The sequence below is a fragment of the Herbiconiux sp. FW305-C-125 genome, assembly GCF_058783455.1.
In genome coordinates, this window is sequence record NZ_JBYSYO010000009.1 from 148,621 (window position 1) to 172,514 (window position 23,894).

Sequence of the window (23,894 nt, forward strand, 5' to 3'; positions counted from 1 at the left end):
TGCGTCAGGAGGAGCTGTCGGTCGCGTAGCGGAAGCGCTCGTCGAGGGCTTCCTGCGCGATGGGGATGGGTTCGCCGAGCTGGCGGGCGAGGTGCACGGCCCGTGCCGCGTCTTCGACCAGCACGGCCGAGCGCACGGCGCTGCGCGCATCCGGCCCGATGGTGAACGGACCGTGGTTCTGCATCAGCACGGCGGGCGAACGGTGGCCGGCGAGGGTGTCGACGATGCCACGCCCGATCGCGTCGTCGCCGATGACGGCGAACGGGCCGACCGGGATGTCGCCGCCGAACTCGGCCGCCATCGCGGTGGTGACGCAGGGGATGGCCTCGCCGCGCGTCGCCCAGGCCACCGCGTAGGGCGAGTGGGTGTGCACGATGCCGCCGACCTCGGGCATGTTGCGGTAGACGTAGGCGTGCGCCGCCGTGTCGCTCGACGGTGCGCGGCCGGCGCCGGGGGTGCCCTGCACCACCTCGCCGTCGAGATCGCAGAGGATCATGTTCTCGGGGGCGAGCTGGCCGTAGGAGACGCCGGACGGCTTGATGACGAACAGGTCGGCCCCCGCCACGCGGCCCGAGACGTTGCCGCCGGTCCAGACGACGAGGCCGTAGTTCATGAGCTCGGCGTGGAGGCCGGCGATCTCGGCGCGGAGACGGGCGATGCCCACCTCGAGCTCGGGCCCGAAGCCGCTCACCGCGATGCCCCTGGCATCGGCTGGCTGCTCGTAGTCACGCCGTGACTCCTTCGTCTGGATGGTGCGTCTGGTGGTGCCGGTCTGTGTGACCGTTCACATTCGGTGTGATGTGAACGGTCACATCGGTTCATCATGGTAGCCCGAAACGGGATTGCCGTGTCAAGCCACAAATGTCTCGGTTCGATAACCGAACGTCGACGGGCCGGGATCAGGCCGGTGGGGGCGCGCTCGAGCGGCGCACGACCAGCGTCGGGATCACCGACCCGGAGTCGGCGGCGATGCCCTCCGCCTCGCCATCCTCGTCGCCGATGAGCAGGGCGACCGCGCGGCGGCCGAGCTCGGCGAAGTCCTGCCGCACCGTGGTCAGCGGCGGCCAGAAGTGGGCCGCCTCGGGGATGTCGTCGAACCCGACGATGCTGATGTCGCGCGGCACGTCGAGTCCCTCGTCGTGGATGGCGTGCATCAGCCCGAGCGCCATCTGGTCGTTCGACGAGAAGATCGCGGTGAAGTCGCGCACCCGCAGCAGCTCGCGGCCGGCGTAGTAGCCGAACTCCGCGGTCCAGTCGCCGAGGATCGGCGCCGTGGTCGGCACGTCCTGGTCGCTCATCTCGCGCAGGAACCCCTCCATGCGGGCCTCGGCCTCGATCCAGTCCTGGGGCCCGGCGAGGTGGTAGATGCCGCGATGGCCGAGCTCGATCAGGTGGCGGGTGGCCAGCCGTGCGCCCGTCATCTGGTCGACCGAGAGCGCGTGGTCGTTCATCCGGCCGGTCGACTGCAGGGTCACGAAGGGCAGGTCGAGCTGCATCTCGGCGAGGGTGTCGAACACGCGCACCTGCGGGGCGATCACCACGATGCCCTCCACCGCCTGGTCGAGCAGGTGGGTGATGGCGCGGGCGATCGAGCGCGAGTCGGCCCCCTCGGCATTGGCCGTCACGACGAGGTAGCCGTGCAGCACCGCCGCCTCTTCGATGGCCTGGATGCTCGACGCCGGCCCGTACTCCGACCGCGACGAGGTCAGCACCCCGATGGCGTGCGAGCGGCTGGTCACGAGAGCCCGCGCGGCGCGGTTCGGCCGGTACTGCAACTCGGTCATCACGGCGAGCACGCGGCTCTTCGTCTCGTCGCGGATGCTCGGATGATTGTTGAGCACGCGGGAGACGGTCTGGTGCGACACCCCGGCGAGCCTCGCGACGTCGCGGATGCTCGGGGCACGCGGGCGCTTCGCCTCGGGAGGTGGTTCTGAGGTCACGTATCCGCTCGCATCGGTGCCGGTGTGCACGTTCACAAAGGGTGAGCGCAGTTACATTATGCACACTCCGGCCACGGATGCCCTGAGCAGGATGTGACTGTCACTCGACGCCCAGCGGGGCCGTGTGACAGTCACATCCGGTGCTCGTCACCGCACTCCGGCTGCCACCGGAGCGACGCCGGCGCGGATCGGCCGGGCCGAGAAGGTGACGCGGGCCACGCCCTCGCCCTCGCTCTCGGTGCGCACGCCGAGCCCGGCGGCCTCGGCGGCGAGCCGGCGCCACTCGAGCGCCCGCTCGACCTCAGGGTCGTGCCGGCGGCGGCCGTCGATGGTCACCACGAAGTCGGGGGCCAGGATGGCACCGGCCTCGGCGAACTGACGGTGCGCCGAGCGGATGAGTGCCGAGCCCCAGACCTCGGGGTGCGGGATCGAGGCGTGCACGGCGAGGCAGCGCAGCTCGACCGGGTGCACCGAGCCGACGGGGCCCCACCAGACTCCGCGGGCGACCGGACGGTCGTCGACGAAGGCGAGCCAGGTCCATTCGCGGCGCAAGGTGCCGGCGGCGAGGCCCCGGCCGAACTGCAGCGCGTCGACGGCGTCGACGGGATCGGGATTGACGAATTCGAGCAGCGCCCGGTCGTGGGCGCGACTGCTTGATGAGAACACGAGAAGACTTCTTCCATTGAGAGAACCAGGGAGATGGAGCTGAGACGGCGCGGATGCGCGGAATCAGACGCGCCCGGCGGTGGGGCGCTTTCTGGTGACGAGCCAGCAGGGAGTCGGGAAGGACTAGCCTGCGAGCTTCGGAGTCAGGGAAAGCGCCGGATTGATGGAAATCATCAGGCTCACCTTCCCTTCTCATTCAATGGCGACGGTCTGTCGCGGTCTCCGACACTAGCGGCTGCGCGGGTTCCGCCGCAACCCCTCGGCGGAACCTCGCGCGACCGGGATCAGTGACCGCCCGGCCCGCCGGTGCGCCGCGGCAGCGTGAAGACGAGCAGGAACGCGAGCAGCGCGAAGCCGACGCTCACCGCCATCGCGGAGGTGGCGGCCGTGCCGAAGCCGGTGGCCACCGCATCCGCCGTCTGCCCGTCGATGACGAGGGTGCCGAAGAAGACGCTGCCGATCACGGCGATGCCGACGGCACTGCCCACCCGCTGCATCGCGCTGATCACGCCGCTCGCGGCGCCCGCCTCGGAGCGATCGACGGTCGCGACGATGAACTGCGCGTTGGGCGCGATGAAGAGGCCGTTACCGAGACCCGCGAGCAGGAGCGGCGCGATCAGCTCCCAGTTCGTGAGGTCGGAGGGCTGCGTGAGGAGCAGCACCAGCCACACCCACGCGAGGCCCACCGTGACGGCCGCCGTGCCGATGACGAGCACGGTGCGGCCGAGCCGCTGCGCCAGCCGGTTGCTCTGCGAGGAGCCGACGATCGAGCCGATCGCGAAGGGGATCGACACCACGCCCGACTCGAGCGCGGTGTGGCCGAGACCGGCCTGCCAGAGGATCGAGATGGTGAAGAAGATGCTCGTGAACGCCGCGAAGTACACCAGGGCGAGCACCACCCCGCCCGTGAACGACGGGTGGCGGAACAGCCGCGGCGGCACGAGCGGGCTGCGCCCGCGCTTCGAGTAGGCCACCTCCCAGGCTCCGAAGGCGACGATGAGGAGCGCTCCCGCGGCGAGCGAGAGGAAGGTCCAGAGCGGCCACCCCTCGTCTTCGCCCTGGATGAGCGGCACGAGCAGTGCCACGAGCCCGGCCGAGACGAGCACGAGGCCGACCCAGTCGATGCCGCCGCTGCCCTGCGCCCTGGGGGCGGCTCCGCCGTTGATCGACGCGGAGACCGCATCCGACTCCCGGCGGCCGGGCAGCAGGAAGATCGCGGCGACGAGGGTGGCGAGACCGATCGGCAGGTTGACGCCGAAGACCAGCCGCCAGCCCTCGTCGGCCCCGAAGGCCTGGATGATCAGCCCGCCCACGATCGGGCCGAGAGCCGAGGAGACCCCGATCACGGCGCCCATGATGGCGAATGCCTTGCCGCGCGAGCGGAACGGGAAGAGCAGCTGGATGTAGGCCGTGACGGCCGGCACGAACATCCCGCCGGCGAGCCCCTGCACCACCCGCGAGACGACGAGTTGCAGGTCGTTCTGCGACAGCCCGCAGGCCAGGCTCGCGACGGTGAAGAGCGCGAGGCCGGTGAAGAACACCCACTTGTGGCCGATGCGGTCGCCGATGCGGCCGGCCGGGATGAGGGCGAGGCCGAACGCCAGGGCGTAGCCCGAGATGATCCAGGAGAGTGTGGCCTCGGAGGCGTCGATGGAGGTGCGGATGCTCGGCAGCGCCACGTTCACGATGGTGGTGTCGAGCAGCGCGATGAACATGGCCGCGAGCAGCACGACGAGCGCCTGCCAGGCGCGACGCGGCACGGCGGGTGCCGTGGGCGACCCGGCGGTGGAGGAGGAGACGTCAGTCATGGTGGGATGCCTTTCGGGCCAGTTCGTCGGCGATGATGTCGGGAAGGAGGGCGAGCAACCGCTCGTGCGAGTCGACCTCGGCGCGCAGCCGGTCGATCCGGTGCTGCATCACCCACGTCTCGGCTCGGGAGAGGTGTGGTGCGGCGGCCTGCGCCAGGAACTCCTGCTCGGAGAGCTTCGACCTCAGCGCGAGCAGACGGGTCTCGAGCACGTGCGGCAAGGAGTCGAGCGCGTCCGGGTCGAGCCGGGCCATCGCCAGGTCGAACGGGTCGTTGCGGAACTCGACCGAACTCAGCCCGGTCTCCCGGAGCGTCGACAGTGCGCGGCGGCCCGCGTCGGTGATGTCGTAGACGACACGCTCGGGGTACGACCCCTCTCGCTCGGAGCGGAGGCCCACGATCAACCCCTCGTTCGCCAGCCGCTTGATGGCGCCGTAGAGCGAGCCGACCGAGACGTCGGTCCAGAGGTGGATGCGCTCCTCCTCGGCCAGCAGCCGCAGCTGGTGGCCGTGCATCGGCCCCTCGGAGTCGAGGGTGCCCAGGATGAAGAGACGGATGGATGACACGCGACTACTCTCGCACGAGTAGTTGTGTTAATGCAAACAGCTGACGTGCGGCCCGGCCTCAGCCGGCGGCACGCACCGCGTGTGCCGCGTACTGCTCGCGGATGCGCGGCCGGAAGTCGGGGGCGGGCGTCGCCACCACCGACACCGGCCATTCCGGGCGCGCGCCGGTCAGCACCCAGCCGGCCTGCACGGCGGCGCCGTCGGCCACGTACTCCCCCGGCTGCGGCACGGTGACGGGCACGTCGAAGACCTGCGCCGCGATCGCCTGCACGCCCGGATTCAGTGCCGCGCCGCCGATGAGCAGGAGCCGCGTGGGACTCACGCCGACGCGGCGCAGCGCATCCAGCCCGTCGGCCAGACCGCAGAGCAGGCCCTCGATCGCCGCCCGGGAGAGCCCGGCGCGCGTGGTGGAGCCGAGCGTCATGCCGAACAGCGTCGCCGTCGCGTCGGGCAGATTCGGCGTGCGCTCGCCCTCGAAGTAGGGCTGGAGCACCAGCCCCCCGGCGCCCGCTTCGGCCTCGAGCGCCAGCGCGCCGAGGGCGTCGTGGTCGACACCGAGCAGCGCGGCGGTCGCGTCGAGGATGCGGGCCGCGTTGAGCGTGGCGATGAGCGGCAGGTACGCGCCCGACGCATCCGCGAACCCGGCGACGGTGCCGGTCTCGTCGGCCGATGGGGCGTCGGTGACGGCGAAGACCGTTCCGCTCGTGCCGATCGACACCACGACATCCCCCTCGGTGGCACCGAGACCGAGGGCCGCGCCCGCGTTGTCGCCGGCGCCCGGGCCCACCACGAGGCCGGCCGGCACGACCGGTCCGCCGTCCGCGCCGTCGAGCGCCACGGTGGCCCCCGCCGGCTCGGCCGGGCCGAGCACCCGCGGCAGCACGGCGTCGTGCCCGAGCGCCGCCTCGAGCAGGGCGCGGTCGTACTCGCCGGCAGCGGGGCTCCAGTAGGTGGTGCCACTCGCGTCGGAACGATCAGTCACGAGCTCGTCGAGCACCGGGCCGAGCGGGCTGACGGGTGCGGGTCCGAAGCCCCGCAGGCGCCAGGTCAGCCAGTCGTGCGGCAGGGCGACGGCGGCCACCCGGGCTGCCGCCTCGGGCTCGGCGTCACGCAGCCAGCGCAGCTTCGTGGCGGTGAACGAGGCGACCGGCACCGAGCCGGTGCGCGCCGCGAGCTCGGTCGCGCCGAACTCCTCGATCAGGTCGCGCGCGGCCTGGGCGGAGCGGGTGTCGTTCCAGAGCAGTGCGGGGCGGATGACCTCGCCCGCGGCATCGAGCACCACCATGCCGTGCTGCTGCCCCGCGACGGCCACCGCGGCCACATCGTCGAGGCCTCCGGCAGCGGCCACGGCCTCGCCGAGGGCCGCCCACCAGGCCTGCGGATCGACCTCGGTGCCGGCCGGATGCCCGGCGCGGCCCTGCCGCACGAGCTCACCGGTGGCGAGATCGCGGATGACGACCTTGCAGCTCTGAGTGGACGAATCGATGCCGGCGACGAGCGTCATTGGTGGTCTCCTGGGGCGTTGCGACCGAGTAAAAGTTTTCGTTGACAACATATTCCACGCTCCCCGTGGGCGCAAAGGGTCAACGCGCGCTCACCCCTTGCGGTGGGCGCGGTACGCCGAGGGGCTGACGCCGTGGGTGCGCCGGAACTGCCGCGAGAAGTAGAACTGGTCGTGCATACCGATCTCGCGGCCCACCGCCGCGATCGACAGGGTCGTCGTGTCGAGCAGCCGGCGCGCCCGCGCCATCTTCAGGGCCGTGTGGTGCGCCAGCACCCCGCCGCCGGTCGCCTCGCGGAAGAGCGCGGTGAGGTGGGAGGGCGAGACGCCCACCAGAGCGGCGAGCTCGGGCACGCGGATGGCGCCGTCGATCCGCTCCTCGAGGTAGCGCAGCGCCCGCTCGAGCGGCTCGCCCTGCTCGGGCAGGCGGCGGTCGACGGCGAGTTGGGTGAGCATCCGCCATGCCATGCCCGCGGTGGCCAGGAGGCGGGTGGGTGACTGGTCGCGCTCGAGGGCGGTGGTGATCTCGTCGAGCATGGCGGTGAGCCGGTCGGCAGCGGGCAGCGGCAGAGCGATGCGGGTGGCGTCGAACCCCGCCGCCGCGATCAGCTCCGCCACGTCGCTCCCCCGCACATGGCACCACCAGATCGTCCATGGATCGTCGTCCGTGGCACCGTAGGAATGCGGCACCCCGCTCGGGATGACGACCGCGGTCGACGGGCCGACGCGGGTGCGTGCACCGGCCGCCTCCACCCAGCCCGAGCCTCCGACGCACACGATGACGATGGTCTCCTGCGCACCGTTCGGGCGATGACGACCATGGGCTTCGGCGTGCGGAAAACAGCCGACGTCGGTGACGACGAGCCGCCGGGTCACCGGCCGCTCGAGCGCCTCCCGCACCAGCGGGCGCGGCACCACGCACAGACGCTGGTTCTCGAAGCCGGTGGCGCGTTCCATGACGGGATTCTGTCACATCAGCGGATCATCCATAATTCGGACTGCATCTGCCATGGATCGTCGCGGCGGGGTTTTCTACTCTCGACCCTGTGAGCAACGACGACACCGAGCGCATCCAGCTTCCCGCCGCCCCTGCCGAACAGCAGGCGCTGATCGAGGCCGGCGGAGTGGCCTGCTGGAGCGAGCCGGTGGAGATCGGCACCTACGAGCCCGCCGACCCTGACCGCTACCCGCTCTTCCTCGACCGGCGGGTGTACCAGGGGTCGAGCGGGCGGGTGTACCCCATCCCGTTCGTCGATCGCATCGCCCAGCAGAAGACCACCCGGCGGTGGGAGGCCATCCACCTCGAGAACCGCTGGGTGCGGCTGATGCTGCTGCCGGAGCTCGGTGGGCGCATCCACATCGGCGTCGACAAGACCAACGGCTACGACTTCTTCTACCGCAACAACGTCATCAAACCCGCGCTCGTCGGACTGGCCGGGCCGTGGATCTCGGGTGGCGTCGAGTTCAACTGGCCGCAGCACCACCGCCCGGCCACCTTCCTCCCCGTCGAGACGTCGATCGCCCGGGCCGGCGACGACGACGTGACGGTGTGGCACTCCGACCTCGATCCGTTGCAGCGGATGCGCGGAAGTCACGGCGTGCGGCTCCGCGGCGACCGGTCGACCGTCGAGGTGGCGGCGCGGCTGTACAACCGTACCGACGAGCCGCAGACCTTCCTCTGGTGGGCGAACGTCGCCGCGCGGTCGGACGGGCGGTACCAGTCGTTCTTCCCGACCGACGTGCGGTTCGTGGCCGACCACGCGCGGCGGGCCATCACCGCCTTCCCGCGCGCCGACCGGCCCTACTACGGGGTCGACTACCCCGCCCTGGCGGATGCCGCGCATCCGGATGCCGACCGGCTCGACTTCTACACCAACATCCCGGTGCCGACCTCGTACATGATCACCGACACCGCCGACAGCTTCTTCGGCGGCTACGACCACGACGCGCGCGCCGGCTTCGTGCACTGGGCCGACCGGTCGATCGCGCCGGGCAAGAAGCAGTGGACCTGGGGCAACGGCGCCGTGGGGCGCGCCTGGGACGCGCAGCTCACCGACCACGACGGGCCGTACGTGGAGCTGATGGCCGGGGTGTTCACCGACAACCAGCCCGACTTCAGTTACCTCGCGCCCGGTGAGACGCGGGAGTTCAGCCAGTACTGGTACCCGATCCGCGAGTCGGGTCCGGTGCAGCAGGCGACGCGGGAGCTCGCGGTGAGCGTGGCGCTGATGGGGCCGGGCGCGCCGGGCGACGCCGTCGGCGCGGCCGGGGATGGCGTTGCGGGCGGCGGGCTGCGTGCGCGCGTCCGTGTCGGCGTGGCGAGCGCCGTGGTCGCCGAGCGGGCCGTCGTGCTCCTCGAGCAGCGGGGAGCGGTGGTCGGCGAGTGGCAGACGGCGCTGTCGCCGGCACAGCCGTTCGTCGGCACCGCCGCCGTCGAGGCGGGCGAAGCGGATGCCGCGGGCACCGTCGACGGGCTCGGCCTCCGGGTGCGGGTGCTCGTCGACGGTCGCGAGGTGGTCGCCGCCGGCGCGGAGGCCACGGCCGATGTCGCAGCCCGGCCGCATGCCGGGGCCGCAGGCGATGACGGCACGCGGGCGCCCGAGCCGGAGCCGGAGCCATGGTTGCCGGCGGCGCCCGAGCACCGGACAGCCGAGCCGTGGGTGGCGACCGAGCCGCCCGCGCCGGAGGACATCGCGAGCGTCGACGAGCTCTACCTCACCGGAGTGCACCTGGTGCAGTACCGGCATCCGACGCGCTCGCCCATCCCTTATTTCGAGGAGGTGCTGCGGCGCGACCCGGGCGACTCACGGGCCTCGGTCGCCCTCGGCGCCTGGCACCACCGGCGTGGTGAGTACGCTGCGGCCCGGGCACTCTTCGAACGCGCCCTCGAGCGGCTCACCCGTCGCAACCTCAATCCGGCCAGCGGGGAGGCGAGCTACCGGCTCGGTCTCGTGCTCGAGCGCACCGGCGACCTCGCCGCGGCTGCCGACCGCTTCGGCAAGGCGGCCTGGGACGGCGCGTGGGCGCATCCGTCGGCCCTGGCGCTGTCCCGGCTCGCCCTGCGCGCCGGGCGCCCGGCGGCCGCGCTCGCGCACGCCGCGACCGCCCGGCAGACCGACACGCGCAGCCCCGAGGCGCGCCACCTCACCGTGCTCGCCTTGCGCCGGCTCGGGCGCGACACCGAGGCGTCGGCCCAGCTGGCCGCCACCCTCGATGCCGACCCGCTCGACCCCGTCGCGCTGGCGCTCGCCGGCCGCCTCGACGTGGTCGACCCGAAGACCCCGCTCGAGGTCGCGACCTTCTTCGCGCGCACCGGCCACCTCGCGGAGGCCCTCGCGGTGACGACCCCCCTCGTCGCAGCGCGCCAGGCCGCACCCGACGACTCGACCGCGCCCGGTGGTGCAGCATCCGACCGAGCGCCCGGAGCAGCCGGGGTGGCTTCGCGGAACGAGGTCTCCGCACCCGCACCCGCCGTGACGGGAACCGCGAACGCCCCCGTCGGCGCGATCGGCGTCCGAGCTCGGCCGCTCACGTTCGGCAACCCGGTGCCGGCCGCGCACTACCTCCGGGCCGTGTGGCTCGACGCTGCCGGCGCCGCGGACGAAGCGGCCGCCGAGCGTGCTGCGGCACAGCAGTCCGACGTCGACTACGCCTTCCCCGCGGGACTCGACCAGTTCGACGCGTTGCAGGCCGCCATCGCCGCCGACCCCGCGGACCCGGTCGCACCGGCCCTCCTCGGCGCCTGGCTGCTCGACGCCGGCCGCACCCTCGACGCACGCACCGCCCTCCAGGCGGCGTCCGCAGCCGGATCGACCGATCCGGTGGCGTGGCGCAACGCGGCCGTCGCCACGGTCAACACCGGCGGTGACCTCGACACCGCCGACGCGTACTTCGCGCGGGCGCTCGCGCTCAGCCCCGCCGACCCGCGGCTGGTGTTCGAGCGCGATCTTCTGGCGAGCATCCGCGGGGTGCCCGCCGCCGACCGCCTCGCGGCGATCGAGGCGTACGGGCCGGCCGTACTCGTGCGCGACGACCTCGCGCTCAGCCACCTCGACCTGCTCCTCACGGCAGGCCGCATCGACGACGCCCTGAGCATCCTCACCACCCGCCGGTTCCAGCCCTTCGAGGGCGGGGAGGGCAAGGTCATCGCCGCCTACGACCGGGCGACCATCGCATCCGCCCGCCGTCTGCTCGAGACGGATGCGCGCGCCGCCACCGATCTGCTGCGCGCCGGCCTCGAGGTGCCCGAGAACCTCGGCGAGGGCCGGCACCCGGCCGAAAGTCTGGCCGAGCGCTACCTGCTGCTCGGCGACGCGCTCGAGCGCCACGGCGACGGGGCCGGAGCGATGGCGGCTTGGGGTCGTGCACGCGCCGGCACGGCGCCGCTCGCGGTGGCACCACGCCCCGTGGCGGCGGGTGACTTCTGGGTGGGCGTCGCGCACCTGCGGCTCGGCGAAGAGGCTGAGGCCGAGGCGATCTGGCGCTCGCTCGAGGAGCGCGCCGATGAACTCGAACGCGCGAAGGCGCAGCCGGACTACTTCGCCACGTCGCTGCCCGAACTGCTGCTGTTCGACACCGACACCGCCGCTGCCCGGCGGCACGCCGCCGCCGAACTGCGAGACTTGGCACAGAGGGGCCGAACTCTCACTCGAGGGGAGGACGCCGCGTGACCGACCTCCCCGTCACCCCGAGCACCGCGCCGGCCGCTCCCACTCCGGGCGCGGCCCCGCGTTACCTCGGTTCGGGCGCTGAGAGCACCCCCGACACCTCTGCGCTCACCGGCGCGGTGCCCGCTCACCTCCCCCAGCGCCTCGCCATCACGCTGTGGGACTTCTCGTGGTACACCCGAGCCGAGCCGGGTGGCCCCTTCGCCGACCTCGACGCCGCGTGCGCCCAGGCGGCCGAGCTGGGTTACAACGCCATCCGCATCTGCGCCGCGCCGCTGCTGCTGTTCGGCGAACTCAGCGTCGACGGCCGGCGACTGGCCGACCTCGCCGGCGACCTCGAGATCGAGGGCCTCGGTGCCGCCCCGCAGGGTGGTCACTTCGGGCAACGCACCCGCTGGTACGACACCCCGGGCGGCTACCGGCTCGACCTCCGCGACCGTCTCCTCGAACTCTTCGAAGCCGCCGAGCGCCACGGACTCGTCGTCATCCTGGCCAGCTGGGAGTACCAGCAGTCCCCCGCCTTCGCCCGTTCCAGCGACTGGTTCGAGGCCATCGACGCGGTGCCGCTCGACGCCCGGTACGCCCTGCTGGGCGCATCCTGGAACCGGATGCTCGACTTCCTCACCGCCGCCGGCCACCGCGACACCATCGCGCTGGTCGAGCTGCACAACGAGGTCGACTTCTCCATCCTGCCGCCGCTCGCCCACGGATTCGAACAGGGGCAGGGCGGGAGTGCCGAGCTCGTGCGGCTGCGGCGCGCGCATCCGGACCTGCTCGTCACTGCCAGCTACGGCAAACCGCCTCACCTCGCGATGCACCAGCTGCCCGAGGGGTTCGGGGCGGCGCAGTTCCACGTCTACAGCTACGGGGTACTGGATGCGCTGCAGAAGCTCGTCGACATCCGGTCCGAGGGGAGCGCTGACTTCCCGAACGCGATGCTGTCGTCGCTGCTGCGGCCGGATGCGCCCACCCCCGCCGAATACGGGCGCGCCGCCGCCTGGAAGTACCAAGCGACCGTGGTGACCGATCAGATGATCTACGGTTACGACTGGCTCGACGCCGCCGCCTGGGACGCCTGGCTCGACGCACACTACGAGCAGTACCGGGAGGTGATGGCGCGCGAGATCGAATCGCGGGTGATCGCGGTCGCGGAGTGGGCGCGCTGGAAGCAGGTGCCGGCCGTGGTGGGTGAAGGCTGGATCGGGTACACCCCGCTGCACGGGCGCTTCGAAGAGGGGCCGGCGGGGCGGGCATTGGCCGAACACGGCATCCGCACCGCGCTCGAGCACGGCGTGTGGGGCGTGGTGCTCTGCTCGAATGCGGCGCCGCACCACCCCATGTGGGCGGACGCGGAGTGGCAGCGGGGGATGAATGCGGAGGTGTTGGCTGGCGGGCGGTGCTAGCTGCCGGGCGGCCCGGGCTTCGCTCGGGCTGCCCGGGCGGCGCCGGTCCTTGCCCGGCGCCGGGCGACATGTGAGGGCGCGGTCGAGGGGCGCGGCCTGCGGTCGCACCCCTCGGCCACGCCCTCACCTTGGGTCGTCGAGTACGGCCTGGTGCGTTCGGTCCCGGCGCCACCCTCGGCTGCGCCGTCGGTAGGAGGTGGTGCGCTCGACCCCGGCGCAACCCTCGGCTGCGCATCGAGTCTCCAGGTGTTGTCGGAATTGGAGGTCGCATTCCGGCAATACGTGGAGAATCGGGGGGCGCGACTACGTGAGGGTGGTGGCCAGGCGGCGGGCGGCCTCGTGGAGCCAGCGGAGGGGGGCGGCCATGGCGGCTGCGGGGGTGCCGGCGAGGGCGGTGAGCGACTCGGCGGCGTCGAAGTCGCGCGGGTCGGCCTGGAGGGCACCCGCGACGAGGCCGGTGCGGGCGCCGGCGGCGCGGGCGAGGCCGCGCACGTAGCTCGGCACCTTCCCGGCCTCGGACTGGTGGTCGTAGCGGCCCTCACCGGTCAGCACGATGTCGGCGCCGGCGATGGCGGCGGGCAATCCGATCTCGGCGCCCACGGCCTCGGCCCCGGCCGTGAGCGTGGCGCCCCAGGCCACGAGCCCGAACCCCACACCGCCGGCCGCCCCGGAGCCGGGGGTGGTGGGGTCGGTGCCCCGCGCATCCGTCACCTGTCGTGCGAAGTTCGCCAGGTTCGCCTCGGCCTGACGCTCGAGCGCCGGTTCGATGCCCTTCTGCGGCCCGAACACCGCGACCGCGCCGTGCGAGCCGAGCAGCGGGTTGGTCACGTCGCTCAGCACGGTCACGCCGCCGGGCGGGAGGGGCAGCAGCCCGTCGAACACGACCCGCTGCACCGTCGCCAGCCCCGCGTTGCCGGGAGGCACCGGCACGCCGTCGGCGCCGAGGAACTGGGCACCCAGAACCTGCAGCACGCCCGCCCCGCCGTCGGTCGACGAGCTGCCGCCGATGGCGAGCACGAGCCGGTCGACGCCATGCTCGATCGCGGCGCGGATAGCCTGACCGAAGCCGATCGAATGCGCCTCGAGCGGGCGGAGGGGGTTGAGGAGCGTGATGCCGCTCGTGTTGGCGAGCTCGACCACACCGGTGCCGCCGGCGTCGCCCGGCAGCCACAGCCAGTACGCCTCCACCGCGCGGTCGTCGGGGCCCGTGACCACCACCGGCATGCGGCGGGCGTCGGGCCGGGCGATGGCGAAGGCGTCGAGCGCGCCCTCGCCGCCGTCGGCCATCGGCAGGCAGCGCACGTCGTCGTCGGGCCGCTCGGCCCGCCAGCCCGCGGCGAGCGCATCGGCGACCTCGATCGCGGTCGCGGAACCTTTGAACGAATCGGGGGCGACGATGACGCGACGACGGCTCACCCGCCTATCCCCTCACGCGCGCGCGGCGGGTGTCAAATCGCCTCCCGGGCGGGCGCATCCGCCAGCCGGGTTGGCACAGTGCCCGGAGAGACGGAAGAGTGGGGGCATGAGCTCAGAGACCACCGATGCGCGCGTCCACGTCACCTTCGAGTTGCCGACGGGGGCAGCCGCCGAACTCGCCGCCACCGGGCTCCGCACCTCGGTGTACGCCGGGCCGACCGGTGAACCGCGCAGCGAGCTCCTGGAGAACGTTCAGGGCGCGAGCGGCCTCATCGCGCTGCTGTCCGACCGCATCGACGCCGAGCTGATGGATGCGGCCGGCCCGTCGCTGAGGGTCGTCGCGAACTTCGCGGTGGGCTACGACAACGTCGACGTGCGGGCGGCGGCGGAGCGGGGCATCCTCGTCACCAACACGCCCGGCGTGCTCGACAACGCCACCGCCGATCTCACCCTGGCGCTGCTGCTCGCGACGGCGCGCCGGGTGGTGGAATCGGACCGGTTCGTACGGGCGGGGAACCCCTGGCAGTGGGAACCCGACCTGTTCGTCGGGCTCGACGTGAGCGGCGGCGCCACGCTCGGCATCGTCGGGCTCGGGCGCATCGGCATGGCGGTCGCGCGGCGGGCGGCGGCCTTCGACCTGCGGATCGTCGCGACCGGGTCGCGTGCGTCGTCGGCCGAGGCGGCGGCGCTGGGCATCCGCCCCGTCGAGTTGCCGGAGCTGCTGGCGTCGAGCGATGTGGTGAGCCTGCACTGCCCGCTCACCGCCGAGACGCGACACCTCATCGGAGCAGCCGAGCTGCGGGCGATGAAGCCGACAGCTGTTCTTATTAACACGGCCCGCGGCCCGATCGTCGACGAGCTCGCCCTGGTCGAGGCCTTGCGCGATGGCGTGATCGGCGCGGCCGGACTCGACGTGTACGAGTGGGAGCCGGCCGTGTCGCCCGGCCTGCTGACGCTGCCGAACGTCGTCACGGCACCGCACATCGGCAGCGCCGGGCTCGCCACCCGGGAACGGATGGGGTCGCTCGCCGTGCAGAACGTCGCAGCCGTGCTCGCGGGGCAGCCCGCGGTGACCCCGGTGGCGGTGGACGCGTGAGCGCCGCCGACGGCACCGACTCGGGCGAGTTCGCGACCGGCGCGCGGGCGGCTGCGAACCCGCGAGAGCGCGTCGACTGGGCCGCGGGGCGCTGGTCCACGACACCGGCGGAGGTGCGCACCGACGGCGACGACCTGCTGGTCACGGCGGTCGAGGGCAGCGACGCGTGGCGCACCACGTCGTACGGGTTCGTGCACGACACCGAGCACGCTCTGCTCACGCCGTTCGAGCCCGACACCGCCGTCGAGGTGTCGTTCGTGGCCGAGCTCGACGAGCAGTTCGATCAGGCCGGCGTCTTCGTGCGGGCGGCCGAGGATCGCTGGGTGAAGGCCGGCCTCGAGCTGTCCGACGGGGAGCTGCAGCTGGGCGCGGTGGTCACGGCGCCGATGTCGGACTGGTCGGTCGCGCCGGTGCCGACGTGGCGCGGCCGGCGCGTGACGATCCGGGCGAGTTGGGCGGGCGACGCCCTCACGCTCCGCGCCCGGGTCGACGACGAGCCGTTCCGGCTCGTGCGTGTGCTCCCGTTCACGCCGCCCGCCGATGCGGCGGTCGCCGCCGGCCCGTTCGCCTGCGCACCGACCCGCGCCGGCCTCACGGTGCGCTTTCTCTCGTGGGCGACCACCGCTGCCGACGCGTCCCTCCACTGACCCGACCGCTGCCGGCGAGCGGCGCCACCCCGCTCGCGCACCGACCCACCAGCCCGCCGGGGCGGCAGCTCCCTGCCCGCAGGGGCGGCGTCTCCCACGCCCTGCCACCACATTCCATGGTGCGTAACTACGCACATGCGCGCGACCGACCCCGTATAGCGCGTCGGTCCGCCGCATTTGCGTAGTCACGCGCCACGACGGCGCCGGCGGGTTCACTCGGGAGCACTCACAATGCCGGCGCCACACGCACCGGCGTCACGCGCCGGGCCGGGGCGCGACCCGCACGCACGCATCCGACGTCGTCAACGGGGTCGGATGCGCGCATCCAACGTCGTCAACGGGGTCGGATGCGCGCAGTCCGCCAGGAACTCGTCAGCGGCGCGCCGCGCGACGGCGGGCGACGACGGTCGTCGCCGCTCCCGCCGCCACGAGCCCCAGCGCCAGCGCGAGCCCGAGCGGCGAGACCAGCCCGAGCGGCGACGCCGCGACGCCGGTCGCCGCGAGCTGCGACCCCGGGACGGCGGCCGGCTCCGGCACGGGCTCCGGCGCGGGCGCCGGCACCGGCAGTGCCGCCAGGAAGCCCGAGGCGTCGACGAGCCCCGACCCCACGATCTCCGCCGGTTCGAACACCGCCGGCAGCGGACTCTTCAGCGGAACCGCCGACGTGTCGAGCGCCGTCCGCACCGACTCGAGTGATGCATCCGGTCGGAGCTCACGACCGAGCGCCACGACGGCCGCGACCGCGGGCGACGCCGCCGAGGTGCCGTAGAACGCGTAGATGCCCGGGCTCACCTGCTGGTCGGCCGAGAAGAAGTTCGTGAACCCGCCGTCCACGCCGGTGACATCCGGCTTCGAGGTGACGAGCGGCGTCGCGAGCGGAGTGGCGATCGGCGAGACCGCCGGGTCGTAGTCGAAGTACTTCGTGGTCGGCCCCGCCGACGAGAACGACTCGACCTCGCGCGGCGAGTCGTAGGGCGCGGCGGCGACCGCGATCGTCTGCGGCGCACCCGCGTGCCCGGTGATCGTGGGGCCGACGACGTCGCCACCCGTGGAGGAGTAGTACTCGACGGCCTGGAGGTACGGGTCGGCGGCGAGCAGGACCTTCAGCGGCGGCGTGACCTCCGACGACGGGCCCGCCATGGTGTTGCGCACGATCACGAAGCCGTAGTCGCCCGCCTCCGTGGGCGTCGATCCGGTCACCGAGGGGATGCCGCTCGCGTTCGGCGGGGTGATCTCGGCGGTGCCGTCGGGTTTGATCAGCCCGAAGTGGAAGGTTCCGGCAGCAGCCCCGACGGGTTCGGCCCAGTGCAGCGAGAAGGTCGCTGCGGCACCCTCGGGAGTGGCCTTGAAGACCATGTCGTCCACCGGATCGGCGCCCGCACCCGGATCGAAGTCCAGGCAGTCGGCGGAGTCGATCCCCTCATCCGCGAGCGCGGTGAGCACGGCGGGCGGGCAGGTGGTGGGGCGGTACGCCTCGGTCGCCCAGGAGCTGATCGGCAGGCCCGCGCTGGGGTGACCGGATGCCCCGAGCAGCGTGAAGTTGCCGGCCGCCGACAGGTACGCGACACCATCCCGGCCGACGTCCGAGATGCTGACCCCGATCGGTCCGTCCTGGAAGAACGGGTCGCTGAACATCGTGATGTCGTCGACGATCACATCGGCACCCGCGGCGGCGAGGTCGGTGATGGCCGTGGCGAAGGTGAGCTCGTCCTGCCCCGACGACGCGAACAGGATGCGCGCACCCGGCGCGATCCCGTGCACCAGCTGCGCCATCGCGCGACCCTCGTCGGTTCCGGCGCCGGTCGCCTCCGTGACGACCTCGACCGGCTGGTCGAATCCGCAGGGGTTGCCGGGGCCCGGCAGGAGGCCGGCCGCCACATCCTCGGCCGGTGTGGTGAGCGACTTCGGGTCGCGCTCGAACGAGTCGGAGATGACGCCGACCGTGACACCGGTGCCGTCCACCCCGAAATCGTGGGCGGCGACCGCGGCGTTCAGCGGCTCGGCGAGGTTCGCGGGTACCGTGCGGCACGAGGCGGCGAGCGCGGCCGGCCCGGCGGCGGCCGCGGCGGAGGCGGTCACGGTTGCGGGCGCGGGCGCGGCGCCGAGCGCACTCGAGCCGCCCACGACCGGCGCGAGCGCCTCCTCCACACCCTGCACGTTCGGCAGCGCGGCCACCGCGGCCAGGTCGCCCGGCGCGACGGATGCGCTCGCCAACCCGAATCGGCTCGACGACGCGTGCACGGTGCCGAGGGCGGCGAGAGCCGCGACATCCGCTTCGCTCGGCCCGGTCGTGTAGCGCACGGTCACGCTGACCTGCCCGACGGCGTCGACCTGCAGGCTGCCCGGCCCCGATTCGGCGACTCCGAGGTCGCCGGCCGCAGCCGCCACCTCATCCGCCGTTCCGGCGGGCCCGGACGGGAACGGCAGCTCGCTCAGCTGCAGCAGCCGCGGCGAGAGCTCCTGCCCGGACGGGCCGCTCGGTGCGGGTTCGGCGTGTGCCGCCGATGCCACTCCGACCACCAGCAGCGGCAGCACGGCCGCGAGGACGACGCCCCGCACCACCCGCCGTTCCGGCCGCAGTCGACTGTTCCGGCGCGCAGTTTCCCCCACCGATTCCCCCTCAGATCTCGTCCGTCGACCCTATCAGCGGGCCGCTCGTCTCCACTGCCCCCCGCTCGCGGGGTGTGACCCGCGCATCCGCCCCACGACCCGCCTCAGTACCGGATGGCGTCGATCACCCGCACCCGCACCGCCACCAGTGCCGGCAGCAGCCCCGCGAGGGCGCCGACTGTGGTGGCCGCGACCAGCCCGAGCAGCGCCGCGTCGACGGGGAACGGCGGGAAGTCGCTGACGAGTCCCTGCCCCACGAACTCCTGCATCGGCGGGCTCTGCACGATGAGGATCGCCGCCATCACCCCCACGGCCCCGGCCGCGATGGTGGCGACGACACTCTCCATCATCACCGCGAAGAACACCCGCCCCGCCGTCGCGCCGAAGCTGCGCCGGATGCCGATCTCCCGCACCCGTTGCCGCACGGTGACCAGCGCGATGTTCACGAGGCCGAGGGCACCGAGCAACAGCACGAGCACCGCGATCCCGCCGATCACGAGCTTGGTGGTGAGGAACGGGTCGTCGCCGAACTGCGCGTAGTCCTGCCGGTTCACGTCGACCTGCGCGGCGTCGCCGAGCGCCGCCGTGAAGTCGCGGCGGATCGCTTCGGTGAGCGCCTCCGCCGACTCCGGCGGCACCCACATCTCGTACGAGGTGCTGCCGCCGTAGAAGGCGGGCCCGGAGCTCGTCGCCGCACCGGACGGGTCGGCCGCCTGCAGGGCCACGAGGTCGTCGGCGAGCAGGAACATCGACGGGTCGGTCTCCCAGCTCGCCCCCGGGGTCACCCCCACCACGACCCCGACCGCGCCGGATGCACCGCCGAGCCGGATGGTCGGATGCGTGCGCAGGTCGGGCCGGCCCAGCCTGTCCCAGAACACCTCGTTCACCACGACGGGCGGGGCCAAGAGATCCTCGTCGCCGGGGGCGAACCACGCCCCCTCGGTCACGCGGATGCGGTGCATGTCGCCGTAGGGCTGGTCGACCGCCTGCACCGGCACGTCCACCGCGCCGGTCACGAACGGCACGAGCTCGCTCGACTGCATCACCCGGCTGGCGTAGCGCACGTCGTACCGCTCGATCGTCTCGAACCAGGTCGCGTCCATGACCGCCGAATCCACCGTCGATCCGTCGTTCGTGTACGCCGAGACGTAGAGCGTGGCGGGGCGGCCGCTGGCCCGCTCGCTCATCTCGGCATTCGCCTGCTGCACGATGCCGCCGAGCGCGACGACGGTGGTGAGCGAGCACACCGCGACGGCCACGCCGATCAGCGAGAGCAGCACGCGGGTGCGATGGATGCGCACCTCCTGCCAGGCCTCCAGCACCGCCCCGAGCACCCCGGTCAGCGCGCGCATCAGGCGAGCTCTCCGGCGGCGGCGAGCTCCGCATCCGGAGTCAGCACCCCGTGGTCGAGGCGGTAGTGGCTGCGGGAGCGCGCCGCGATGGCGGGGTCGTGGGTGATGGTCACGAGCGCGGCGCCGGTGCGGGTGGCCACGGCGTCGATGAGCTCCATGACGTTCTGCCCGGTGTCGAGGTCGAGCGCGCCGGTCGGCTCGTCGGCGAGGATGAGCCGCGGGCCCCGCACGAGCGAACGCGCGATCGCCACGCGCTGCTGCTCGCCGCCGGAGAGCCGGTCGGGCGTGCTCTCCAAGCGGTGGCCGAGGCCGACCTCCTCGAGCATCTCGGCGGCGATCGTCTTGCGCCGCCAGAACTGCCGGCCCTCGGCGTAGAGCAGCGGCATGGTGACGTTCTCGAGCGCCGTGCGGCCCGGGAGGAGGTTGAACTGCTGGAAGATGAAACCGATGCTGGCGCCACGGATGCGATCGCGCTCGCGCGCCGAGTAGGACTTGACCGGTCGACCGTCGAACTCCAGCACACCGCTGGTCGGCAGGTCGAGCAGGCCGAGGAGGTTGAGCAGCGTGGACTTGCCCGATCCGGAGCGGCCGACCACCGAGATCCGGTCGTTCTCCTCGACCGTCAACGAGACGCCGTTCAGGATGGTGAGCGCCGGAAGATCCGGCGGCATGACCGTGCGGGTCACGTCTTCGAGATGCAGCAGCGTCATCGGGCGATCGCGCAGCTCACGCCGCTGCCCAGTTGCGCGCAGTCGCCGCCCGCGTTCGGGTCGGCGAGCGCTCCCGGCGCGAATTGCAGGATCTCGTCGCCCTCGTTGAGCCCGCCCGTCACCTGCACCTGACTGCCGTCGCTGAGGCCCAGGCCGATCGGCCGCTCCTCGGTGCCGCCGTCGGCGGTGACGGCCCACACCGTTCCGCTCTGAGCGGCACCGCGCACGGCGGTGGTGGGCACCACGAGCACGTTCTCGGCCTTGCCGCCGGCGATGGTCATGTCTGCCGCGAGCCCGGAGAAGACGGTGACACCGGCGGGCACCGGGCAGGTGACGGTGGTGGTCGAGCCGCCGCCCGACCCGCCGGCGCCGCCTCCGCCTCCGATGCCGCCGGCGCCACCGCTGCCGCCTCCGCCCGAGGCGTCGCCGGTGCTGCCCGGCAGAGGGGTGATGATGCGCAGCCCCGTGCAGGTGAACGGCGCGGGCCCGCCGGCGATCGCGATGGTCGCCTCGGTCGGCTGGTTGAGCAGCCGGTACTGCTGCTCGGGCTGCAGCGCTCCCGACACCGAGAAGCTGGGCGGCGCGATCTGCCCAGCCGTCTCGCCGATGGCGACGGTCTGGCCCTCGATCACGTCGAGCGAGCTGAGGGTTCCGGATGCGGGTGCCGTCACCTCCTCGTAGCGGTAGATCGCCGGCAGCGGCTTGCCCTCCGCATCCACCGTCTCGCTCGGATCGCGCACGATCTCGACCTTCACGTCGAACACCACGTCACCCGCAGCCACCGCCGCCCCGGGGGCGAAGAAGATCTCGTCGACGGTGCCCGCGGCGGTGGACTTGACGGGCACGGCCGCGTCGGCTGAGACGGTCGCCTTCACGACCACGTCGTTGGTGATGGTGCCGACCGTCACCGTGGCGTGCGGTTCCACGACGGCACCGGTGGGCACCGCGGGGTCGGCCTCGGCGGGGCGGTCGGGGAAGAAGGCGAGCTTCCCGAGTGCGACGGCGATCGCCGCGATGATCAGAATCCTCAACGAGGGGAACACCCACTTGCGAACGACGCCCACGAAACTCCTTCTCGGCCGAGCAGAACCTCCAGCCTACGGATGTCGCTCCCCCGCCCACCTCCCCCTCAGGTACCGTTCCCCTCCCCGCCACTGCCGAGCGAACGGCCCTCGCCCGGGCGGCGCCGGGCGAGGGCCGCCGTCACTCCGTCATCCTCACGTCGATGTCGAACGTCTTCCCATGCACCCTGTACGGCGAGTACGTGTAGGGGTTCTGCGTCCAGGGCACCACGTGGGCTGTTGACACGTCAGCTTCGGTTGCGCCCGGCGTGAAGGAGACCGAAGCACCGTCGCTCGTGAACGTTCCACCATCCACGACCTGAATCATCACGTTATCGCTTGGCACACTGAACGTGAGGAAGGGCGGTGCGAGCACCTTGAGCTCCCCTTCCATCCCACAATTCATCGGAATCACCAGCGGGGCACCTTTCAGTTCGGACTTGTCGTAGTCCACCTCAAGGTCGTTGCACGACGGCGCGACGTCACGCACGACGACCGGAACTTCGAACGTCTCACCGGGCGCGCCCGTCGTCTCGTCCCAGGGCGTCAGCGTGAGGACCTCCTTGTGGTCGCTGACCACGTCCGGATCGGTCCAGGTGAACGTCACCGTGCCATCGGAGTTGATAGTGGGCTCGGTTCCGGGTATCGACTTCTCGAGAATCACGCGGTAAGTGTCGCGAACGTCAGTCGTGCAGAACAGTTTGAGATCGAGAGTGAAGGGCACGTTCCTCACCAGCTGCAGCGCGCCATCCTGAATGACCGCTCGAAAAGACGAGGTCGAGGGCCCAACCGGCTTGGTCAGGTTGTCGCATCTCGGCGGCGCTTTGACAATGATCTTCACGAGGAACGGATGCTCGACACCGCTGGCATCTTTTGCTGCAACAACCACGAAGTCCTGTCCGGCGTGCGGTTTCAGGGTCGTATAAGACAAGACCCCGTCCTTACTGTCGCCAGAGAAGTGAATCGTGTCCACTCCCGCACTGGAGGTTGATTCCCGCCAGGGACGTGGTGGCACGTGATCGTAGCGACCGGAGTCGAACCTGAACACCGATGACGCACTGGGGTCATCCCCGGATGCGGCCATCATGACCAGTCGATCAGCGTTGGACAGACCAGAAATCTCCGCCCGGTTCAGGATGCGCGCGCCCGTGATCGAACCCGTACAGCCCGACGTGACATTCAGTAAGTTTTCCTGGTTGGCGATGGCGTCGACCTGCACCTCGGGGCAATGAACCTCGGGTGCCGACAGAGCCTTGATCCGATCGACCAGGGTCCCGTGCACCGTCCCTTGGAGCGTGACGTGAACCCAGGTTCCGGTGGGAGAGACGCTGGCGATCGTCGATGCGCCGACCGATGCCTGCGAGATCTGACCACACACGCCGTCGTTGTCAATTGAGCTATCACCACTGAATCGCGGTTGGGTCGATGCCGCGATGTACAACGGTACCGCGTCGATATCGGAGGTGTCGGTGATCGGACCAGGGATTTCAGCTGCCAGTTCCAGCCACTGCAGAGCGCCCTCCGCGATGTCCTTGATCTCCTCGGGCACACCGTACTTGTATGCCGCCGCCGTTGATCTGATGGTCTCCATCACGAAGTCGGCGACAATCTTCCGGTCAGCGGCAGGAAGACGCCCCCACGTCGCTCGCAACGCTGCGCTGGCCGCGAGGTCTCCCGACTTGACCGCCCTGAAGATGTTCTTCGCCGTGTACTCCAGAAACATTAAAGTGGCGCCGACCGGCGTTATTGATGGGTCGAAGCCGTCCGACCAGTACATGGCATTCGGGACCGAGTCCGCGTCCACGCCTTCGAATGGGTTGACGCCGGGTTCACCGCTCATGGACGGCCCGACATTCACGTCCATGCTCAGAATTCTGGGCGGTGCCGTCCAGTCAATCTTCACGTCGCCAGTGGCGAGGGCTGCCGTGACCACATCCTCGGCGATCTTGCCGCTGCCCGTCTGATTGCCATCGCCCTGTCCAGGATGGCTGGAGTTGCTGGCTCCAGAAACGCACGGCGGTGCGGCGCTCGGCGGGATCGAATCCGGGGGCTTTGGAAGTTCAGGTCCCGGAGGGGCGGGTGGCGGCGGCGCGCTCGTCGGCCCTCCGCCGGTCGATGGATCACCTCCCGGCGTCCAGTCGGTGGTCGGTCCGCAGACGACTCGCTGGGTGGAGTGGATCCCGGTTTCGACGATCGTGCCGTCGTCTTTGACGTAGGTGGTTCCGTTGTGCCAGGTAACCTCAATGGAGCAGTCCGGCGGGAGCGCCTGCGCGCTCTCCGCACCCATGGGCACGATTAGAGCTGTGAGCAGCGCGGCTGCCGCAAGCAGGGCAGAGCGCTTCTGAAATGAATGTGACATAGTCTCAGAAATTAGCAGACCAGGCAACGGCCGCCGAGAACTACTCATACTCAAAAACCGACGCGCCCCGCGACACCTGCAGAACAGGTGCGC

General features: G+C 71.8%; 17 protein-coding genes. 4 read left to right on the top strand and 13 right to left on the bottom strand.

The window, feature by feature from the left end; all coding sequences use genetic code 11:
- Positions 1 to 4: 4 nt before the first annotated feature.
- The 7 genes from AC3WLB_RS19180 to AC3WLB_RS19210 all read right to left on the bottom strand — a co-directional run bounded on the left by AC3WLB_RS19180 (position 5) and on the right by AC3WLB_RS19210 (position 7,437).
- Positions 5 to 691: an L-ribulose-5-phosphate 4-epimerase gene (locus AC3WLB_RS19180; RefSeq protein ID WP_031281952.1), complete on the bottom strand. Its 687-nt coding sequence runs from the start codon at positions 689 to 691 to the stop codon at positions 5 to 7.
- A 208-nt stretch (positions 692 to 899) separates the two neighbouring features.
- Entirely contained in the window at positions 900 to 1,940 is a 1,041-nt protein-coding gene (locus tag AC3WLB_RS19185; RefSeq protein WP_492508792.1) for a LacI family DNA-binding transcriptional regulator, read from the bottom strand.
- A 147-nt stretch (positions 1,941 to 2,087) separates the two neighbouring features.
- Positions 2,088 to 2,606, bottom strand: a complete 519-nt coding sequence (locus AC3WLB_RS19190; protein ID WP_492508749.1) for a hypothetical protein — start codon at positions 2,604 to 2,606, stop codon at positions 2,088 to 2,090.
- 284 nt (positions 2,607 to 2,890) lie between these two features.
- Positions 2,891 to 4,414 (bottom strand): MFS transporter, encoded by a 1,524-nt coding sequence (locus AC3WLB_RS19195; RefSeq protein WP_492508751.1) that lies wholly within the window; start codon positions 4,412 to 4,414, stop codon positions 2,891 to 2,893.
- Positions 4,407 to 4,979 carry a PadR family transcriptional regulator gene (locus tag AC3WLB_RS19200; protein ID WP_492508753.1) on the bottom strand — a complete coding sequence of 191 codons (573 nt, stop codon included), beginning with the start codon at positions 4,977 to 4,979 and terminating at the stop codon, positions 4,407 to 4,409. The genes AC3WLB_RS19195 and AC3WLB_RS19200 overlap by 8 nt, the downstream gene beginning before the upstream one ends.
- 58 nt (positions 4,980 to 5,037) lie before the next feature.
- Positions 5,038 to 6,483, bottom strand: coding sequence for a xylulokinase (gene xylB / locus AC3WLB_RS19205; protein WP_492508755.1), 1,446 nt, complete (start codon positions 6,481 to 6,483; stop codon positions 5,038 to 5,040).
- Positions 6,484 to 6,573: 90 nt separating this feature from the next.
- On the bottom strand, positions 6,574 to 7,437 hold the full coding sequence (locus AC3WLB_RS19210) for a helix-turn-helix domain-containing protein (protein WP_492508757.1): 864 nt from the start codon (positions 7,435 to 7,437) through the stop codon (positions 6,574 to 6,576).
- A gap of 89 nt (positions 7,438 to 7,526) precedes the next feature.
- Between AC3WLB_RS19210 and AC3WLB_RS19215 the strand changes: the two genes are divergently transcribed.
- Both AC3WLB_RS19215 and AC3WLB_RS19220 read left to right on the top strand, forming a co-directional pair.
- A complete protein-coding gene (locus AC3WLB_RS19215) occupies positions 7,527 to 11,150 on the top strand; it encodes a DUF5107 domain-containing protein (protein ID WP_492508759.1) in 3,624 nt (1,207 codons plus the stop codon).
- Entirely contained in the window at positions 11,147 to 12,550 is a 1,404-nt protein-coding gene (locus AC3WLB_RS19220) for a cellulase-like family protein (RefSeq protein ID WP_492508761.1), read from the top strand. Before AC3WLB_RS19215 ends, AC3WLB_RS19220 begins: the two co-directional genes overlap by 4 nt.
- A gap of 303 nt (positions 12,551 to 12,853) precedes the next feature.
- Here AC3WLB_RS19220 and AC3WLB_RS19225 read toward each other — a convergent pair whose 3' ends face one another.
- Complete coding sequence (locus tag AC3WLB_RS19225) at positions 12,854 to 13,966, bottom strand: glycerate kinase (RefSeq protein WP_492508763.1); 1,113 nt, start codon at positions 13,964 to 13,966, stop codon at positions 12,854 to 12,856.
- Positions 13,967 to 14,072: 106 nt separating this feature from the next.
- Here AC3WLB_RS19225 and AC3WLB_RS19230 point away from each other — a divergent pair, with 106 nt between their 5' ends.
- A complete protein-coding gene (locus AC3WLB_RS19230) occupies positions 14,073 to 15,062 on the top strand; it encodes a 2-hydroxyacid dehydrogenase (RefSeq protein WP_492508765.1) in 990 nt (329 codons plus the stop codon).
- Positions 15,059 to 15,709 carry a DUF1349 domain-containing protein gene (locus AC3WLB_RS19235; protein ID WP_492508767.1) on the top strand — a complete coding sequence of 217 codons (651 nt, stop codon included), beginning with the start codon at positions 15,059 to 15,061 and terminating at the stop codon, positions 15,707 to 15,709. Before AC3WLB_RS19230 ends, AC3WLB_RS19235 begins: the two co-directional genes overlap by 4 nt.
- A 372-nt stretch (positions 15,710 to 16,081) precedes the next feature.
- Here AC3WLB_RS19235 and AC3WLB_RS19240 read toward each other — a convergent pair whose 3' ends face one another.
- The 5 genes from AC3WLB_RS19240 to AC3WLB_RS19260 all read right to left on the bottom strand — a co-directional run bounded on the left by AC3WLB_RS19240 (position 16,082) and on the right by AC3WLB_RS19260 (position 23,729).
- On the bottom strand, positions 16,082 to 18,319 hold the full coding sequence (locus AC3WLB_RS19240; RefSeq protein ID WP_492508769.1) for a S8 family serine peptidase: 2,238 nt from the start codon (positions 18,317 to 18,319) through the stop codon (positions 16,082 to 16,084).
- A gap of 104 nt (positions 18,320 to 18,423) precedes the next feature.
- Positions 18,424 to 19,671, bottom strand: coding sequence for an ABC transporter permease (locus AC3WLB_RS19245; protein WP_492508771.1), 1,248 nt, complete (start codon positions 19,669 to 19,671; stop codon positions 18,424 to 18,426).
- The gene (locus AC3WLB_RS19250) at positions 19,671 to 20,381 is read right to left on the bottom strand and encodes an ABC transporter ATP-binding protein (RefSeq protein ID WP_022895894.1); all 711 of its coding nucleotides are present in this window, start codon (positions 20,379 to 20,381) and stop codon (positions 19,671 to 19,673) included. The genes AC3WLB_RS19245 and AC3WLB_RS19250 overlap by 1 nt, the downstream gene beginning before the upstream one ends.
- Positions 20,378 to 21,445, bottom strand: a complete 1,068-nt coding sequence (locus AC3WLB_RS19255; protein ID WP_492508773.1) for a permuted SH3 domain-containing protein — start codon at positions 21,443 to 21,445, stop codon at positions 20,378 to 20,380. Before AC3WLB_RS19255 ends, AC3WLB_RS19250 begins: the two co-directional genes overlap by 4 nt.
- A 139-nt stretch (positions 21,446 to 21,584) precedes the next feature.
- Complete coding sequence (locus tag AC3WLB_RS19260; protein WP_492508775.1) at positions 21,585 to 23,729, bottom strand: hypothetical protein; 2,145 nt, start codon at positions 23,727 to 23,729, stop codon at positions 21,585 to 21,587.
- Positions 23,730 to 23,894: the final 165 nt, after the last annotated feature.

What these genes read in the sequence shown, in the direction of transcription:
- AC3WLB_RS19195 (WP_492508751.1), bottom strand. Translation starts at nt 4,414, where the DNA reads ATGACTGACGTCTCCTCCTCCACCGCCGGGTCGCCCACGGCACCCGCC.
- xylB (WP_492508755.1), bottom strand. Translation starts at nt 6,483, where the DNA reads ATGACGCTCGTCGCCGGCATCGATTCGTCCACTCAGAGCTGCAAGGTC.
- AC3WLB_RS19210 (WP_492508757.1), bottom strand. Translation starts at nt 7,437, where the DNA reads ATGGAACGCGCCACCGGCTTCGAGAACCAGCGTCTGTGCGTGGTGCCG.
- AC3WLB_RS19230 (WP_492508765.1), top strand. Translation starts at nt 14,073, where the DNA reads ATGAGCTCAGAGACCACCGATGCGCGCGTCCACGTCACCTTCGAGTTG.
- AC3WLB_RS19245 (WP_492508771.1), bottom strand. Translation starts at nt 19,671, where the DNA reads ATGCGCGCGCTGACCGGGGTGCTCGGGGCGGTGCTGGAGGCCTGGCAG.
- AC3WLB_RS19250 (WP_022895894.1), bottom strand. Translation starts at nt 20,381, where the DNA reads ATGACGCTGCTGCATCTCGAAGACGTGACCCGCACGGTCATGCCGCCG.
- AC3WLB_RS19260 (WP_492508775.1), bottom strand. Translation starts at nt 23,729, where the DNA reads ATGGGTGCGGAGAGCGCGCAGGCGCTCCCGCCGGACTGCTCCATTGAG.